Raw genomic sequence first — 15,540 nt, 5'->3', positions numbered from 1 at the left:
AGGCGGCACAAGCTCAAATCGCATTGTCGCGTCGGTGCTCTACAGAACTGCGCCTGACGGCATAAGAAGAAAAATTCTGAACCGGTATTAGATCAAGATCTAAAATCAAGCAAAAAATTAACTAACATAAGCGGGTCTAATCCAGCCGGAGAATAGATTCCATCTCACCGCTGCCTTACGAAAAAGAACTCGATTTTGGAGAATGTCTTGATCAAATGCTTTCTATCACACAGCTCTCGCGACAAACAATCCTATGTTCGCCAAATCGCTGAACGAATTAGGACAGAGGTTAAAGTATTTGACGAAGAAACTTTTGAGGCTGGCATGCAGACTGCCGCTGAGATCTCTCATGGACTAGACGAAAGCACACTATTCGTAATATTCATCTCATCTGCTGCTTTGGAGTCAAGATGGGTTAGAGAAGAGCTTGCAAGTGCAAAAACGCGATTTGACGCAGGGCAAATCCAACGGATATACCCCATTATCATCGACAGAAATGTGCGTCATGACGATGAGCGCATTCCAGAATGGATGCGCGAGTCGTTGAATATTCAACCTATTTTTAAACCCACAATCGCAGCTCGAAAAATAAATGCTCGACTCCTCGAACTTTCTTGGCAGAGTCATCCTCGACTCCGCGAGCGCCGCGAAATATTCGTTGGCCGAAACGACCTAATAGAGCAAATCGAGGAGCGCCTTGACGACTTCAATCGGGATACCCCAGTAGCTCTGATTGCTTCCGGACTACCTTCAATAGGCAGAAAAACCTTATTGCAAAAAGCAGTAAAAAAATCCTCTATTGTTCGAGATTCGTACGAATTCCCTCAAATTACGCTAGCTCCACTAGACAACATTGAAGATTTCCTAATTAAAATCGCGGATTTGGGATTTCTTGACGATGATCTTCCTTCATTAGCGAGACTAGAAGTATCCGAGAAGGTAGGTTTGGCAAAGAGTGCCGCTTCTGTGATCGTGAGAGAGCGTGAGAGGATACTGATTGAAGATCATGGCGTGCTTATTCAAGGAACGGGCGATCTGGTGGATTGGTTCTCGGAGTTGCTGGACTATCTTAGACCCCACTCACATCTTGCGTTCTGCATTGCAAGTCAGTTCAGGCCTAAAGCGTCGCTAAACCGAACCAATCCCTCGGTTTTTGCCGTTGCAGTAAGGGAAATGGACATGCCCGAGCGTAACGGTTTGCTGAACCGATACGCTCGCTTCGAATCGCTGGATCTTCCTAGAGAGGAATTAGCGTTCTTTTCAGACCTACTTACGGGCTTGCCGGAACAGGTTCTGTTTGCTGTCGACATGATAAAAGACGACGGTTTGTTCCAGGCCAAGAGGAACTCGCACACAATTCAACAGTACGCTTCTGATAAAGCCCAAATCGTTCTAGAACGGTATCAAGATCGTAAAACTGAGCGCGACCTGATTTACCTCCTCAGTCGATTTGAATTTCTTAGCTACGACGTCCTTTTTGACATTGTCCCTGAGGCCGAATATGCGTCAGCATTGAATTCTTTGCTTGCCTCTTCAGTGTGTGAGCGTTTAGGCACATCTTCTGACTATATTCGTGTGAACGAAGTCATACGCGATTATGTCAGTAGAAACAGATTTGGCGTCCCAGTAGAGTTTGAGGAGTCCATTAAACGCCATGTAAGTCGCTTCGTTGAGCAGTATGACGATGATGGTCACGATGTTTCTGACTATCTGTTTTCGGCGCAAGAGGCGCTCAGGGCGGGAAACGAACTTCCTGAAGACATGCTGCTCCCGTCTGTATTTGTAAAAACCATTAAACGAATTTACGACGAAGAGCGAAACTACTCAGATTCAGTAGAGCTAGCAGATCGGGTGCTTGCTAGAGAGCGATACCTCCACATCAATACCGTGAATCATGTTCGATTCATTCAATGCCAATCCTTAGCCAGACTAAAATCATCGCGGTTTTTCGATGAGGTTCGCAAAGTCCACGATCCCGACAGATCCTTCCTTTATGGATTCTATTATCGATTGTCGGGTGACTATGCGAGGGCGGAAGAGAATCTAACGAGAGTGCTACAGCGCAATGCCGGAAGAAAGGACCCGCGCGTTGTAGGGGAGCTCGTGTTGGTTTACATGCAAAGCGATGAGTATGAAAAGGCGTTAGAACTTGCTAGGGAAAATTACGAAAATCGCCCATCAAACCCGATTAATGCAAATAACTATTTCGCCTGCTTGATTATGAAGCCGCGTAGCGAATCTAACCGCAAAACTCTAGAGGGAATAATTGAGAGGTTGGCGATCGACTCCTCTGAGCGCGCACGTGAAATGACAGATTCCATGAGGGCGCGGATCGTAGCTTATTACGATGAGGATGAGGAGGAGAGCATGCGATTGATCGAAGATGCGATCATTCGCCATCCAAAGATAGATTACCCGCTTCTGACAAAGGCTGACTTGGCGGTTCGTTTCACAAATGCGGAAAAGTTGCGCGAAGCGGTTACGGCGTTAGAACACAACATCGCGCCAAACGCACAAAGCTATCGCACGTTTGTGCGCTTCAAAGCGATGTTGTTGGCGATGGACGGGAAGCGTGAACTAGCTGATCGGTTAGTCAGGACAGAGCTCAAGGGGCTCATTCCATCAGCGTTGCTACGGCTGAATGAGCGACTCGACTCGATGTCTAGGATGTGACAATTCAAAATACCTTGAATCCCTCCAGGTTTTCTAGACACTTTTGCGCCTCAGAATAAGACGCAGATGGAGGTGTTAATGGAAACCAACAAGGCGCGTGTGTGCAACACGGCAAAGTTCAAGGTCAAGGCGGTGCGCACTACTGGTCAAGTATTCACCTTACACCGGCCCCGAGCGGTAGCGTCCGGAATCATATCGTCGGGTTGGTCAGTAGTGCCCGCTTCGAACATTTGAGCAAGCGTTCTCCCTTCGATCATCCGTCCCGGATGCGGGTGCTCATTATTGTAGTGGTGCAGGTACTTTTCGCAGAAGCGTTCTTAGGGTCAAAGAATTTTTGGGGTCAGATCTCGGATTTACAATCTTCTGTGGCTCTCACGGGTTCGCTAGCTCTCTTTCGAGCATGCCGACATCGCGTGTGAGTTGGGGGAGATTGCGGTCTCGTGCAGTAACACTTAGCACACGGACGGCAAAAAAGGGGGGCGTCGCCATCGTCTTTCATCACTGCTTGGAGCCACGCATCTTGAGTTAATCGGCGCTTTCATTACGGCTGAAAGTTTCTAATGGTTCAACCCGTCCAAAGTGCGGCGACAGGCCTTGGCCTTCTCGATGTCGCAGTGACTGCGACGATTAGTCACCATCGCACAGCAAGATGATGACTACCGGACCGCGCTGCGTGGTAGGCCCTACCCATGGTTGATTCGCAGTTCAAAGGTGCCTAAGCCCCCGAGTTTTGCGACGCCGTGGTTGCCAGCAGCGACGCGCTCCAACCGTGCCTGAATATGAGTGACAGCGACGGTGGTCGCGCAGCTAGCTAGCAAGCATAGAAGGTGCTGGACTTGAGGAACTCGTACATGTGACGACTGTAATTACCACACAGCCGGGTCCTGACGGTGGTTGTCATGCGGCCTATTCGGTCTGAACCGCACGCAGACGTGAACGAAAAAGCCGGCGTTTCCGCCGGCTTTCTTTTGCTCGATCACACAGCTTTTCAGCCCGCGTCGCCGGCCCCCGGGGGGCCGACCCAGCGTTCTTCTTCGTGGATCTCTTGCTTGCCGCCCAGCAGGGCGTTGCGGTTGCGCTTGAGGGCGGTGGCGACGACCGGCAGCAGCTCGGTGTCGCCGTGCTCGTCGATGTACCCGATGAGCTGCTTGCGCATGCGGGGGTCCCAGAAGCGTTTGATGTGGCCGGCGGTGTCGTCGGCGGCCACTTCGATGGCGACTTCGGGCTCGAAGAAGGAGCCGATCTGGTTGGCCATCTTGATCAGCGTTGCGTAGTGGTTCGTGCTCATGCGGAGGTTCCTGAATGCGTAGCGATAAGTCGTTCCGGGTGGGCATAGACGACGTGCCCTTCTCCCCTTGTGAATCCCAGTAGCGTTACACCTGCTTCGTCTGCGATGCGAATGGCCAGGCCGGTTGGTGCGGAGATGGCGGCGACCATGCCGATGCCGCGGGTGGCGGCTTTTTGCACGATCTCGTAGCTGGCGCGGCTGGTGATGACGACGAAACCCTTGTCGTGATCGATGCCTGCGCTGGCCATGGCGCCAAGCAGCTTGTCGAGCGCGTTGTGGCGACCGACGTCCTCACGTACCAGCGACACACTGCCGTCGGGCTGAGCCCAGGCGGCGGCGTGAACGGCGCCGGTCAGCTGGTTCAGGGCCTGACCGCCGGAGAGGGCAGCCATGGCGCGATGCACCGCTTCACTGCGCACATTCAACTCGACCGAGACCGGCGCGGGGTGGCGCACGGCCTGTTCGAGCGTTTCGACACCGCACAGCCCACAACCGGTACGCCCGGTCAGGTTGCGACGGCGCTCTTTCAGCAATACGAAGCGTTCGGTGGCGATCTGCATGTCCACCTGGATGCCGTTTCCGACCTGCGCGACTTCAATGTCGTAGAGCTCGCTGCGATCGTGCAGGATGCCTTCGGACAGGCTGAAGCCCAGCGCGAAGTCTTCCAGGTCGGCCGGCGTCGCCAGCATCACCGCGTGGGAGATGCCGTTGAACACCAGCGCGACCGGGACTTCCTCGGCCACCTTGTCGATGCTGGTGGTGGTGTTGCCACCTTTCCAGCGATCGACGCTACAGGTGCTCCAGGTTTGCACCGGCCCGGTTTCCCGAGCCGGTGCAGCGCAGATGGTCATTGCGCGCTGGGCTCGCGGGCTTCATCGAGCAGCGCAAGCTGCTCTTCGGTGAAGCGCTGGAAGCCCTTCTGCCATTCCGACGGCTGCGATACCGGCATGACCTGCACCGCAGTGACCTTGTACTCGGGGCAGTTGGTGGCCCAGTCCGAGTTGTCGGTGGTGATGACGTTGGCGCCCGACTCGGGGAAGTGGAACGTGGTGTAGACCACGCCCGGCTGCACCTTGTCGGTGATCACTGCGCGCAGCACGGTTTCGCCCGCACGGCTTTGTACGCCGACCCAGTCGCCCGTCTTGATGCCGCGATCTTCGGCGTCGTGCGGGTGGATTTCCAGACGGTCTTCGCTGTGCCACATGGAGTTGTGGGTACGGCGAGTCTGCGCACCGACGTTGTACTGCGACAGGATGCGGCCGGTGGTCAGGATCAGCGGGAAGCGCTGCGTCACCTTCTCGTCGGTGGCGACGTAACGCGTCGGGGCGAACTTGCCCTTGCCGATCACGAACTGGTCGATGTGCATGGTCGGCGTACCTTCCGGTGCGTCGGCGTTGCACGGCCACTGGATGGAGCCCAGCTCTTCGATGCGCTTGAACGACACGTTGTGGAAGGTCGGCGTCAGGGCAGCGATCTCGTCCATGATTTCGGACGCGTGGCTGTAGTTCATCGGGTAGCCCAGCGCGTTCGAGAACATCTGCGTGACTTCCCAGTCGGCGTAGCCGGCCAGCGGGGTCATGACCTTCGTGACGCGCGAGATGCGGCGTTCGGCGTTGGTGAAGGTGCCGTCTTTCTCGAGGAAGGACGCGCCCGGGAAGAAGATGTGCGCGTACTTGGCGGTTTCGTTCAGGAACAGATCCTGCACGATCAGGCACTCGAGCTGCTCCAGAGCGGCCGTGGTGTGCTGGGTGTTCGGATCGGACTGAACGATGTCCTCGCCTTCCACGTACATGCCCTTGTAGGTGCCGTCGAGGGCAGCGTCGAACATGTTGGGAATGCGCAGACCCGGCTCGCCGTCGAGCGGAACGCCCCACACGGCTTCGAATTCAGCACGTGCGACGCTGTCGGAAACGTGACGATAGCCCGGCAGTTCGTGCGGGAACGAGCCCATGTCGCACGAGCCCTGCACGTTGTTCTGACCGCGCAGCGGGTTCACACCGACGCCCTTGCGACCGATGTTGCCGGTGGCCATGGCGAGGTTGGCGATACCGATGACGGTGGTCGAACCCTGAGCGTGCTCGGTGACGCCGAGGCCGTAGTAGATGGCCGCGTTGCCGCCGGTGGCGAACAGGCGGGCCGATTCACGGATCAGCTGGGCGGGAACACCGGTAACCGATTCCATGGCTTCCGGGCTGTTTTCTTCACGTGCAGCGAAGCGCTTCCAGGTCTCGTAGGACTCGAGGTCGCAACGCTCTTCGATGAAGGATTCGTTGAGCAGGCCTTCGGTGACGATGACGTGGGCCATCGACGTGACCAGCGCGACGTTGGTGCCCGGGCGCAGCTTGAGGTGGTAGTCGGCCTTGATGTGGGCGGACTTCACCAGATCGATCTGACGCGGGTCGGCAACGATCAGCTTGGCGCCAGCGCGCAGGCGGCGCTTCATCATCGAGCCGAACACCGGGTGACCGTCGGTCGGGTTGGCACCGATGACGAAGATCACGTCGGAGTGCATGACCGATTCGAAGGTCTGCGTGCCGGCCGATTCACCCATGGTGACCTTCAGGCCGTAGCCGGTGGGCGAGTGGCAGACGCGGGCGCAGGTATCGACGTTGTTGTTGCCGAAGGCCGTACGCACCAGTTTCTGCACGAGGTAGGCTTCTTCATTGGTGCAGCGCGACGAGGTGATGCCGCCGACGGCGCCACGGCCGTATTTGGCCTGGATGCGCTTCATTTCGGAAGCGGCGTAGGTCATGGCTTCTTCCCACGACACTTCCTGCCACGGATCGGTGATCTTCTTGCGGATCATCGGCTTGGTGATGCGGTCGGCGTGGGTGGCGTAGCCCCAGGCGAAGCGGCCCTTGACGCACGAGTGGCCCATGTTGGCCTTGCCGTTCTTGTCCGGAACCATGCGCACCACGGTCTCGCCCTTGACCTCTGCCTTGAACGAGCAGCCAACGCCGCAGTAGGCGCAGGTGGTGATCACGGCGTGCTCGGCCTGGCCGAGCTCGATGACCGATTTTTCCATCAGCGTGGCGGTCGGGCAGGCCTGCACGCAGGCGCCGCAGGACACGCACTCGGAATCCATGAACGAATCGAACTGTGACGGCGAGATGCGCGAGGCGAAGCCGCGGCTATCCACGGTCAGCGCGAAGGTGCCCTGGGTTTCCTCGCAAGCACGCACGCAGCGGTTGCAGACGATGCACTTGGACGGGTCGTACGAGAAGTACGGGTTGGACTCGTCTTTGGTGTCGTTCAGGTGGTTCTCACCATCGTAGCCGTAGCGCACTTCGCGCAGGCCTACGGTACCGGCCATGTCTTGCAGTTCGCAGTTGCCGTTGGCCGAGCAGGTCAGGCAGTCGAGCGGGTGATCGGAGATGTACAGCTCCATCACGTTGCGGCGCATGTCGGCCAGCTTCGGGGTCTGCGTGTTGACGACCATGCCTTCGTCCACCGGAGTGGTACACGAGGCGGGCGTGCCGCGACGGCCGGCGATTTCGACGAGGCACAGACGGCACGAACCGAACGGCTCGAGGCTGTCGGTGGCGCACAGCTTCGGAATGTTGATGCCGGCTTCGGCTGCTGCGCGCATGACCGAGGTGCCTTGAGGCACGGAAATCGACACGCCGTCGATGGTCAGCGTCACGAGAGTCTCGGAGACGCTGGCGGGGGTGCCGTAATCGATGTCGTTGAGTTGGTAGATCATGTTGGCCTCCTGGTCAGGCTGCTTTGCCTGCGGGTTCGGCGATGCCGAAATCCGCGGGGAAATGATTGAGCGCACTCAGAACCGGGAACGGCGCCATGCCGCCAAGTGCACACAGAGAGCCGCCGAGCATGGTGTCGCAGAGCTCGCGCAGCAGGATGACTTGCTTGGGACGGTCCTTGCCTTCGACGATCTTGTCGATGACTTCGACGCCGCGCGTCGAGCCGATACGGCAGGGGGTGCATTTGCCGCAGGATTCGAGTGCGCAGAACTCCATCGCGAAACGGGCCATTTCGGCCATGTCGACGGTGTCGTCGAACACCACGAAACCACCGTGACCAAGCATTGCATCCTTGGCGGCGAGGGCTTCGTAGTCGAGCGGCAGATCGAAGTTGGATTCGGGCACATAGGCGCCGAGCGGGCCGCCGATCTGCACGGCGCGAATCGGGCGGCCAGTGGCCGAGCCGCCGCCGAAGTCGTACAGCATTTCGCGGATGGTCATGCCGAAGCCGACTTCCACCAGACCGCCGTATTTGATGTTGCCGGCGAGCTGGAACGGCAGCGTGCCGCGCGAGCGACCGACGCCGTATTCCTGGTAGTTGGCGCCGCCCTTGTCGAGAATCACCGGCACGCTGGCCAGCGAGATGACGTTGTTGACGACGGTGGGCTTGCCGAACAGACCTTCGAGGGCGGGCAGGGGCGGCTTGAAGCGCACCATGCCGCGTTTGCCTTCGAGGCTCTCGAGCAGCGAGGTTTCTTCGCCGCAGATGTAGGCACCGGCGCCGCGACGCACTTCGAGGTGGAAGGTCTTGCCGGAGCCGAGGATGTCTTCACCGAGGTAGCCGCGTTTGTTGGCCACTTCGATGGCTTCGTTCAGCGCGACTTCCGCGTAAGGGTACTCGGAGCGCAGGTAGATGTAGCCCATGGTCGCGCCCACGGCGAGACCGGCGATGGTCATGCCTTCGATCAGCACGAAGGGGTCGCCTTCCATGATCATGCGGTCGGAGAACGTGCCCGAGTCGCCTTCGTCAGCATTGCAGACGATGTATTTCTGATCGGCCTGGGCGCCCAGCACGGTGCGCCACTTGATGCCGGTCGGGAAGGCTGCACCGCCGCGGCCGCGCAGGCCCGAGGTGGCGACTTCTTCGACGATGTCCTTGCCGCTCATCTTCAGCGCGTTGGCCAGACCACGGTAGCCGTCGTGGGCGATGTAGTCGTCGAGCGACACCGGGTCGGTGATGCCGACGCGGGCGAAAGTCAGGCGCTGCTGTTTGGCGAAGTACGGGATTTCTTCGGTCAGGCCGAGCGACAGGTGGTGCTGGCCGCCGTACAGGAAGTTGCCTTCGAACAGCTCGGCGACGTCTTCGGGCTTGACCGGGCCGTAGGCCACGCGGCCTTGCGGCGTGCTGACTTCAACCAGCGGCTCGAGCCAGAACATGCCGCGCGAGCCGTTGCGCACGAGATTGATGGTGGCGCCACGTTTGGCAGCCTCGAAGGCGATGGCGCGGGCGACCTTGTCGGCGCCCTTGGAGATGGCGGTGGAGTCGCGGGAAACGTAAACGGTAACGGTCATTGCTTGGTCCTCAGCGAATCGACGATGGCGTCGAAGGATTCCGTGGAGACCTCGGCGATTAGCTCGCCGTCGACCATGATCGAGGGCGAACAGGCGCAGTTGCCCAGACAGAACACTTGGTCGAGCGAGATGGCCCCGTCGGCGGTGGTTTCGTGGAAGTCGACGCCCAGGGTTTGCTTGGCGTGTTTGATGAGCGCGTTGGCGCCCATGGCCTGGCAGGCTTCTGCGCGGCAGATCTCGACGCGATGACGGCCCGGCGGGGTGGTGCGGAAGTGGTGGTAGAACGTCAGCGTGCCGTGTACTTCGGCGCGCGACAGGTTCAGGGCCTCTGCCATGAGCGGCACGGCTTCTTCCGGCACATAGCCGATTTCGTCCTGGATGCCGTGCAGGATGGGCATCAGTGCGCCGGGCATGTCCTTGAGCGCGGTGATGATGCTCTGGACCTTGTCGCGGTCCCAGGTCGAGCTTGCGGTGTTCATCTTCGTCCTCTGAAAAACTTGAAACGCGTTCGTTTTCGAATAAGCTGGTTTCGCCGCTGCTTTTTCACATATGCAACTTAAAACATATGAGTCGACATTCAGCCCATGCTTGCGTATCGGTACGCTAGCAGACGAAAAAAAACCTCTCAATATGAGATGATTTGCACATGAAGATCAGCGTGACGATCAAACCGACGTGGCAGGTTTCGCGGGATGGCGATGTGCAGGTTGCCTTGCCCGGCCTGTTGGCTCTGTTGTCGGCGGTGGACGAGGTGGGCCAGATCGAGCAGGCCTGCGCCAATCTGAAGGTTTCGTATCGCCACGGCTGGGGTTTGCTGCGTGCGGCAGAAGACGTATTCGGCTCGCCGCTGGTCAGCAAGGAGCGTGGCCGGGGTACCGTGCTGACGGCGCTAGGCAAGAAGCTGCTGTGGGCCGACAAGCGCATCGCGGCCCGTCTGGCACCGACCCTCGACAGCCTCGCCTCGGAGCTCGAAGCCGAGCTGCTGGAGAACATCGAGCAGAAAGAGCGCATCCTGCGCATCAACGCCAGCCACGGCTTTGCGGTGGAGACGCTGCGCAACTTTCTGGTGGCCGACAATATTCCGGTCGATCTCAAATACCGCGGCAGCCTCGACTCGGTGGCGTCGCTGGTGCGCGGCGGTGACTGCGATCTGGCGAGCTTCCATGTGCCGCTGGGCGAGTTCGAGGCCGAGGCGTGGAACCTTTATCGCAAGTGGCTCAAGCCGCGAAAGCACCGCCTGATCTTCCTGGCCGAGCGCAAGCAAGGGCTGTTCGTGCTGCCGGGCAACCCCAAGAACATCCAGAGCCTAGAAGACCTCACGCGCGACGACGTGCGCTTCGTGAACCGCCAGCCGCGCTCGGGCACGCGCATCCTGCTGGATTTGCTGCTCGAGAGCCGCGGCATCGACCCCGGCCGCATTCGCGGCTTTCAGAATGCTGAACTCACCCACGCGGCGGTGGCGGCCTACATCGCCAGCGGTATGGCCGATGTCGGGTTGGGGGTGCAGACGGCGGCGGCGCGCTTCAAGCTCGATTTCATTCCGCTCGCGCGCGAGCGTTATTTCTTTGCCTGTAATGCCTCGGCGCTCAAATCGCCGTCGATCCGCCAGATGATCGAGATCATGCAGGGCGAGAAATTCCGTGCCGCGGTATCGGGCCTGCCCGGCTACGACGGCACCGGCACCGGCACGGTGATGACGTTGGATGAGGTGATGGCGTCACAATGATCGCCATCGGATGAGTCTGCTGCGTGGATTCGTGCGATCATTGCCGCCCATCCGAACCCGCTTTTTCCGTTGATGGCATCCGAGAGCCCCCAAGACACGTCTGCAGAGCCCACCGCTCAGAAAGTCAGCATCGAACCGCGTGAAGTGCTGCGCCGCCTGCAAGAGGTGTCGCCGACCTTTCGCGACTGCAAGCCGCTGGCGCTTGGCATCGACAAGGCCATTCATGCGCGCTTCCCCGAGTTCGACCGCAAGACGGTACGTACAGCGATGCGCATGCACGTGTCGTCCACGCGCTATCTGAAGGCCGTCGAGAAGGCCACCGAGCGTTTCGACCTCGATGGCAAGGCGGATGGCGAGATTACCGAAGAGCACCGCAGCCACGCTGCCCAGACGCTGAAAGAGCGTTTTGCCGCCGCGGCCAAGCGCAAGCGCGACGAGCAGAAGGAGCAGCAAGAGCGCGAACGCGCAGAGCAGGCCGAACAGCGCAAGGCTGAACGGCTCAATCAGCTGGTCGGGAAGTTTTCCAAGCGCTGAACATCCGGCGCAATGCGCTTCGCTTATTGCGCCCTACGTCGGATGACCGGCGTCGGTGAGGGGCCTTCAGAGGCGAAATGCGACGGCGCCTGAGGTGCCGGTAGCCTCGCAATTCGCGGCAATCACCCCGACCTACGTTATCGGGCCTTCGCTGGCGGTCAGTTCCAGCATTTGCGCGGCCCGCTGCGACATCACCAGCATCAATTTCATCCCCGCACGCGTGGCGCCGACGAAGAGTTTGCGCTGGTTGCGCACGTCCAGCGTGGCGAAGTCGATCTCGGTGAGAATCACGCAGGGTGCGGCCTGGCCCTTGAAGCGGTGCACCGAATCGATCAGGAAATCACCCGCCGTGTATTCCGGTGAGCCGAGCAGGTCGTAGCGGCCGGTGGAGGCGCGCAGGGTATGTTGGCCGAGGCGCTCCAGCCCCGTGAAGCGTGAATGCTCGCGCCCGCGGAAGGTGATCAGCGCGATGTGCTCACGCTTGAACCCCAGCCCGATGGCGCGCGTGATGGCGCGGCGGGTGCGCTCCATCATTTCTTCTTCAGTGTTCCACAGCGAAATCTCTACTTCCGAGCCCGCCAGTGGGCTGCCGGCCTCCATCGGGCGTTCGGCCGAGAGCTTGCGGTTGAGCAGGCTGACGATGTCCGAGGGGCTGCGGAAGTTGCGCTCGCTGGTGAGCCGCACCCAGCCCGGCAGATCTACTTCCGGGCGGTCGTACAGGTTCTGCATCGGGTCTTCGAGCCACCAGGCGCGGCCCTCGGGCGTCAGCAGGCGCAGCAGCGCGTCGCGCCATTCTTCGGTGAAGTCCTGACCTTCATCGACGATCAGTTCGTCGTACTGAGCGGCCACGTCGAGCGCCGCGAAATCGCGTTCCAGCCGCTTGAAGGCATCGCGCCCGCCAAAGCTCGGGCGCTTGCCGGCGGCACTCAGCATGCGGTCGCACAACTGGTGGTAGGTGGTGACGTCGTTGCCGGGCGGGGCAATGCGCGAGATGTGATCGGCCAGCGGGCGGTTGTAGCACACGTACAGCGCGCGCCGCCCGGTGTCCACGGCGTCGTTCAGCACGGCCAGCGCGAGTTGCGTCTTGCCACTGCCGGCGGTGCCGGTGACGCGCAAACGGTGCGGCTGCATTTCGATGCGCCGACCCCACTCGGCGAGGCCGCCGGCCAGCCGTGTGTACAGCGTAGTAGCCTGCCCGACCAAGGCGCTGGTGTCGGGTGCGAGTTCGAGCTCGTCGGCGAAAAAGCGCGTGATGCGGCCCAGCACGGCCGGTTCGTCGGCCACGGTCTCGTCGCGCGTGAGCAAGGCCTGCAGTTTGGGTACCAGTTGTTCGCGCCGGTTGGCATCGACGATGCGGCTGGGGTCGATGCCGGCACTGCCGGGGTCGCGCACGTGAAAATCGGGGCAGTACAGCAGCAGGTCGAGCTCGGGCTCCATGCCGTCGAGGCTGGCCTTGAGGCGGGTGCGCAGATGTTCGGTGGTGCGTGCCAGTTCAACGCTGATGTTGCGCCGTGTGCGAATGTGGCGCTTGACCAGCCCTTCGGGCGTTTCGTCGAGAAAGCCGGCCACTTGTTCGATCAGCAGCACGCGGCCCGAGGGGCCAACGACCGCGAAATCCACCGAGCCGAACAGCAGGTGCTCGTGTTCGGCGCGCGTCCAGTGGATGCCGTGGAACACGGTGAAGCCGTCAGGCAGCCCCTCTTCCAGCTCGGCAAGGGTTTCGAGCTTGCGCGCCAGCGCTCCGCTGGCGGGAATCTGGCGCCATCCTTCGGGGTGAATGCGAGGCATGACGAGGCCGGGTGGGTGGCAAAATGTGCATGGTACGCCAAGCGTTCAAGGCCATGCGTGACGCGCTTGCATCAGGGTTTACCGCTGCTTGCGCATGTTGCAGTGCGGGACCATAGTGAAACTGACGGTCCGGCGACAAGCGTGAGGTGCTGCCGCTGCGGCAACCCGGTGACCGTCTGGCCGCAGCCCGAACAGGAGGTATTGCTATGGCTCGTTTTCATGTGATTTCCGCAACGGCGCTGGCCGACAAGGCTCGTCTCGTCGAGCAACCCGTAACGCAGCCGCTCGAGCAGATGCTGGCTGAGCCGGCGCTGAGCGCAATGACCGATCTGACGCGTGTGGCGGCTGCCACCGTGCATGCCGACGAGACGGTCGATGCCGCACACGAGCGTATGCTCGAACGCCGCGTGCGCATGCTGTTCGTGGTCGATCACGCCGGCTTCGTGGTGGGGCTCATCACCAGCAACGACATCCTCGGCGAGAAGCCGATGCAGATCGTGCGTGATCGCGGCATCCGCCATGACGAGGTGCGCGTGCAGGACATCATGACGCCGGCCGACGAGGTCGAGGCCATCAACGTCTCCGAGTTGAAGTCTGCCCGCGTCGGTGACGTGGTCGAGACCATGCGCGCGCATGGCCGCCAGCATGCGCTGGTGATGCGCAGTGATGCTGCCGGCGCGCCCCAGGTGTGCGGCGTGTTCTCCGCGGCCGACCTGTCGCGCAAGCTCGGCTTGCCGGTGGTGCCGATGACCGCTGCGCGTACCTTTGCGGAAATCGAAGAGACCTTGGTCAACGCCTGAAGCCCGGCGTTACCGCCCGCGGCTTGTGTGACGCGGGGTGACATGATCTGATGGCGGCTGTTTGCCGTCTGTCGCCCCGCACCGCAGGAGTCGCCGTACCTTGATCACCCCGTACATCTCCGCAGCCCTTCCGCGAATCCTTCGCCCGGAGGCTCTGCGGTGAACGGCATTTTCCTCGGCATTGTCCTGGTCGCGTTCGCGGCTGCAGCCTGGCGCGAGCTTTCGCACGTGCCGGTCGAGGGTACGCCGTCGCCGATGGAGGCGCTGTCCACCGGCATGATCCAGTCGGCCAGCGGCGCGGTGGAGCTGGCGCTGGGGTTGGTCGGCGTGATGACGCTGTTTCTCGGCCTGATGAAGGTGGCCGAGGCGGGCGGCCTGCTGATCATCATCGCCAAGATCATCCGGCCGCTGATGACGCGGCTGTTCCCAGAAGTGCCGCCCAACCACCCGGCCATGGGCGCGATGATCCTCAACATGTCGGCCAATGCGCTGGGCCTTGGTAACGCCGCCACGCCCTTCGGCATCCGTGCCATGCAGGAGCTCGACAAGCTCAACACGCGACCCGGTACGGCTACCAACTCGATGGCGCTGTTTCTCGCCATCAACACCTCGGGCGTCACCTTGCTGCCCACCGGCGTGATCGCCATCCGCGCTGCCGCGGGCTCGATGGACCCGGCGGCGATTCTGCCCACCACCCTGTTTGCCACGCTTTGCTCGACGATTGCCGCGATCACGGCCGTGTGGTTCTACAAGCGCTTCTTCCCGGTCGGGCCGCTCGACCCGAATGCTGCGCCGCTCGACCGCCCGTGGGTCACCGAAGAGGCCAAGGAGCAGTTGCCCGACGATGGCGGGGCGTATCCGGCGTGGGTGTCGATTGTGGCGTTTGCCGGGCTTTTCGCGCTGATTCCGCTCACCATCGTGTATGGCCGTGCGATCTCGCCATGGATCGTGCCGGGGCTGATGGTGGGCTTCTTGTTGTTTGGCGTCTTTCGCGGCGTGCGCATCTACGAGGTGTTCGTCGAAGGCGCCAAGGACGGCTTCCAGGTGGCGCTGCGCATCATCCCGTATCTGGTGGCGATTCTGGTAGCCGTGGGCATGTTCCGCGCCAGCGGGGCGATGGACTACATGGTCACGACGCTGGGCGCCATCACCGGCAAGTTCGGCCTGCCGGCCGAGGCGCTGCCGATGGCCTTGTTGCGCCCGCTGTCCGGCTCAGGGGCCTACGGCATCATGGCGTCGATCATCAACGACCCGAATATCGGGCCCGACAGCTACGTCGGCATGCTGGTGACGACGCTGCAGGGCTCCACCGAAACCACCTTCTACGTGCTGGCGGTGTATTTCGGCGCGGTGCAGATCCGGCGCATCCGCCACGCGCTGGCCGCCGCGCTGACGGCCGACGTAGTGGCGGTGATTGCCGCCGTGGTGATCTGCAGCTTCCTGTTCTTGTAAAGGCGT

At 60.7% G+C, this 15,540-nt stretch carries 11 protein-coding genes; 5 read left to right on the top strand and 6 right to left on the bottom strand.

The annotated features are described in order from the left end of the window. Positions 1 to 207 precede the first annotated feature (207 nt). Positions 208 to 2,673, top strand: a complete 2,466-nt coding sequence (locus AC6H0W_RS02260) for a TIR domain-containing protein (RefSeq protein ID WP_497575488.1) — start codon at positions 208 to 210, stop codon at positions 2,671 to 2,673. Positions 2,674 to 3,661: 988 nt separating this feature from the next. On the opposite strand, the gene AC6H0W_RS02255 is transcribed toward AC6H0W_RS02260, so the two are convergent. The 5 genes from AC6H0W_RS02255 to AC6H0W_RS02235 are packed head-to-tail and all read right to left on the bottom strand — an operon-like array spanning position 3,662 to position 9,713. Next, the gene (locus AC6H0W_RS02255; protein WP_497575487.1) at positions 3,662 to 3,961 is read right to left on the bottom strand and encodes a formate dehydrogenase subunit delta; all 300 of its coding nucleotides are present in this window, start codon (positions 3,959 to 3,961) and stop codon (positions 3,662 to 3,664) included. Beyond that, positions 3,958 to 4,812 carry a formate dehydrogenase accessory sulfurtransferase FdhD gene (gene fdhD / locus AC6H0W_RS02250; protein WP_497575486.1) on the bottom strand — a complete coding sequence of 285 codons (855 nt, stop codon included), beginning with the start codon at positions 4,810 to 4,812 and terminating at the stop codon, positions 3,958 to 3,960. The genes AC6H0W_RS02255 and fdhD overlap by 4 nt, the downstream gene beginning before the upstream one ends. Next, positions 4,809 to 7,664, bottom strand: coding sequence for a formate dehydrogenase subunit alpha (gene fdhF / locus AC6H0W_RS02245; protein ID WP_497575485.1), 2,856 nt, complete (start codon positions 7,662 to 7,664; stop codon positions 4,809 to 4,811). Before fdhF ends, fdhD begins: the two co-directional genes overlap by 4 nt. Before the next feature lie 13 nt (positions 7,665 to 7,677). Then, positions 7,678 to 9,234 (bottom strand): formate dehydrogenase beta subunit, encoded by a 1,557-nt coding sequence (locus tag AC6H0W_RS02240; protein WP_497575484.1) that lies wholly within the window; start codon positions 9,232 to 9,234, stop codon positions 7,678 to 7,680. After that, a complete protein-coding gene (locus AC6H0W_RS02235) occupies positions 9,231 to 9,713 on the bottom strand; it encodes a formate dehydrogenase subunit gamma (protein WP_497575483.1) in 483 nt (160 codons plus the stop codon). The genes AC6H0W_RS02240 and AC6H0W_RS02235 overlap by 4 nt, the downstream gene beginning before the upstream one ends. Positions 9,714 to 9,880: 167 nt before the next feature. Between AC6H0W_RS02235 and AC6H0W_RS02230 the strand changes: the two genes are divergently transcribed. Both AC6H0W_RS02230 and AC6H0W_RS02225 read left to right on the top strand, forming a co-directional pair. Further along, on the top strand, positions 9,881 to 10,960 hold the full coding sequence (locus AC6H0W_RS02230; RefSeq protein WP_497575482.1) for a substrate-binding domain-containing protein: 1,080 nt from the start codon (positions 9,881 to 9,883) through the stop codon (positions 10,958 to 10,960). A 72-nt stretch (positions 10,961 to 11,032) separates the two neighbouring features. Beyond that, positions 11,033 to 11,494 carry a ProQ/FINO family protein gene (locus AC6H0W_RS02225; protein WP_497575481.1) on the top strand — a complete coding sequence of 154 codons (462 nt, stop codon included), beginning with the start codon at positions 11,033 to 11,035 and terminating at the stop codon, positions 11,492 to 11,494. 132 nt (positions 11,495 to 11,626) lie between these two features. On the opposite strand, the gene AC6H0W_RS02220 is transcribed toward AC6H0W_RS02225, so the two are convergent. Further along, on the bottom strand, positions 11,627 to 13,282 hold the full coding sequence (locus tag AC6H0W_RS02220; protein WP_497575480.1) for an ATP-binding domain-containing protein: 1,656 nt from the start codon (positions 13,280 to 13,282) through the stop codon (positions 11,627 to 11,629). 206 nt (positions 13,283 to 13,488) lie between these two features. Between AC6H0W_RS02220 and AC6H0W_RS02215 the strand changes: the two genes are divergently transcribed. Both AC6H0W_RS02215 and AC6H0W_RS02210 read left to right on the top strand, forming a co-directional pair. Continuing rightward, positions 13,489 to 14,082 carry a CBS domain-containing protein gene (locus AC6H0W_RS02215; protein WP_497575479.1) on the top strand — a complete coding sequence of 198 codons (594 nt, stop codon included), beginning with the start codon at positions 13,489 to 13,491 and terminating at the stop codon, positions 14,080 to 14,082. Positions 14,083 to 14,241: 159 nt separating this feature from the next. Then, the gene (locus AC6H0W_RS02210; protein WP_497575478.1) at positions 14,242 to 15,534 is read left to right on the top strand and encodes a nucleoside recognition domain-containing protein; all 1,293 of its coding nucleotides are present in this window, start codon (positions 14,242 to 14,244) and stop codon (positions 15,532 to 15,534) included. Positions 15,535 to 15,540: the final 6 nt, after the last annotated feature.

The organism is Pseudazoarcus sp. NS20, from assembly GCF_059703745.1.
Note: the sequence above shows the minus strand (reverse complement) of the source record. Positions and strands in the feature narration are given on the sequence as shown.

Coding starts and splice junctions, on each gene's coding strand:
- AC6H0W_RS02255 (WP_497575487.1), bottom strand. CDS start 3,961: ATGAGCACGAACCACTACGCAACGCTGATCAAGATGGCCAACCAGATC.
- fdhD (WP_497575486.1), bottom strand. CDS start 4,812: ATGACCATCTGCGCTGCACCGGCTCGGGAAACCGGGCCGGTGCAAACC.
- fdhF (WP_497575485.1), bottom strand. CDS start 7,664: ATGATCTACCAACTCAACGACATCGATTACGGCACCCCCGCCAGCGTC.
- AC6H0W_RS02240 (WP_497575484.1), bottom strand. CDS start 9,234: ATGACCGTTACCGTTTACGTTTCCCGCGACTCCACCGCCATCTCCAAG.
- AC6H0W_RS02235 (WP_497575483.1), bottom strand. CDS start 9,713: ATGAACACCGCAAGCTCGACCTGGGACCGCGACAAGGTCCAGAGCATC.
- AC6H0W_RS02230 (WP_497575482.1), top strand. CDS start 9,881: ATGAAGATCAGCGTGACGATCAAACCGACGTGGCAGGTTTCGCGGGAT.
- AC6H0W_RS02225 (WP_497575481.1), top strand. CDS start 11,033: ATGGCATCCGAGAGCCCCCAAGACACGTCTGCAGAGCCCACCGCTCAG.
- AC6H0W_RS02220 (WP_497575480.1), bottom strand. CDS start 13,282: ATGCCTCGCATTCACCCCGAAGGATGGCGCCAGATTCCCGCCAGCGGA.
- AC6H0W_RS02215 (WP_497575479.1), top strand. CDS start 13,489: ATGGCTCGTTTTCATGTGATTTCCGCAACGGCGCTGGCCGACAAGGCT.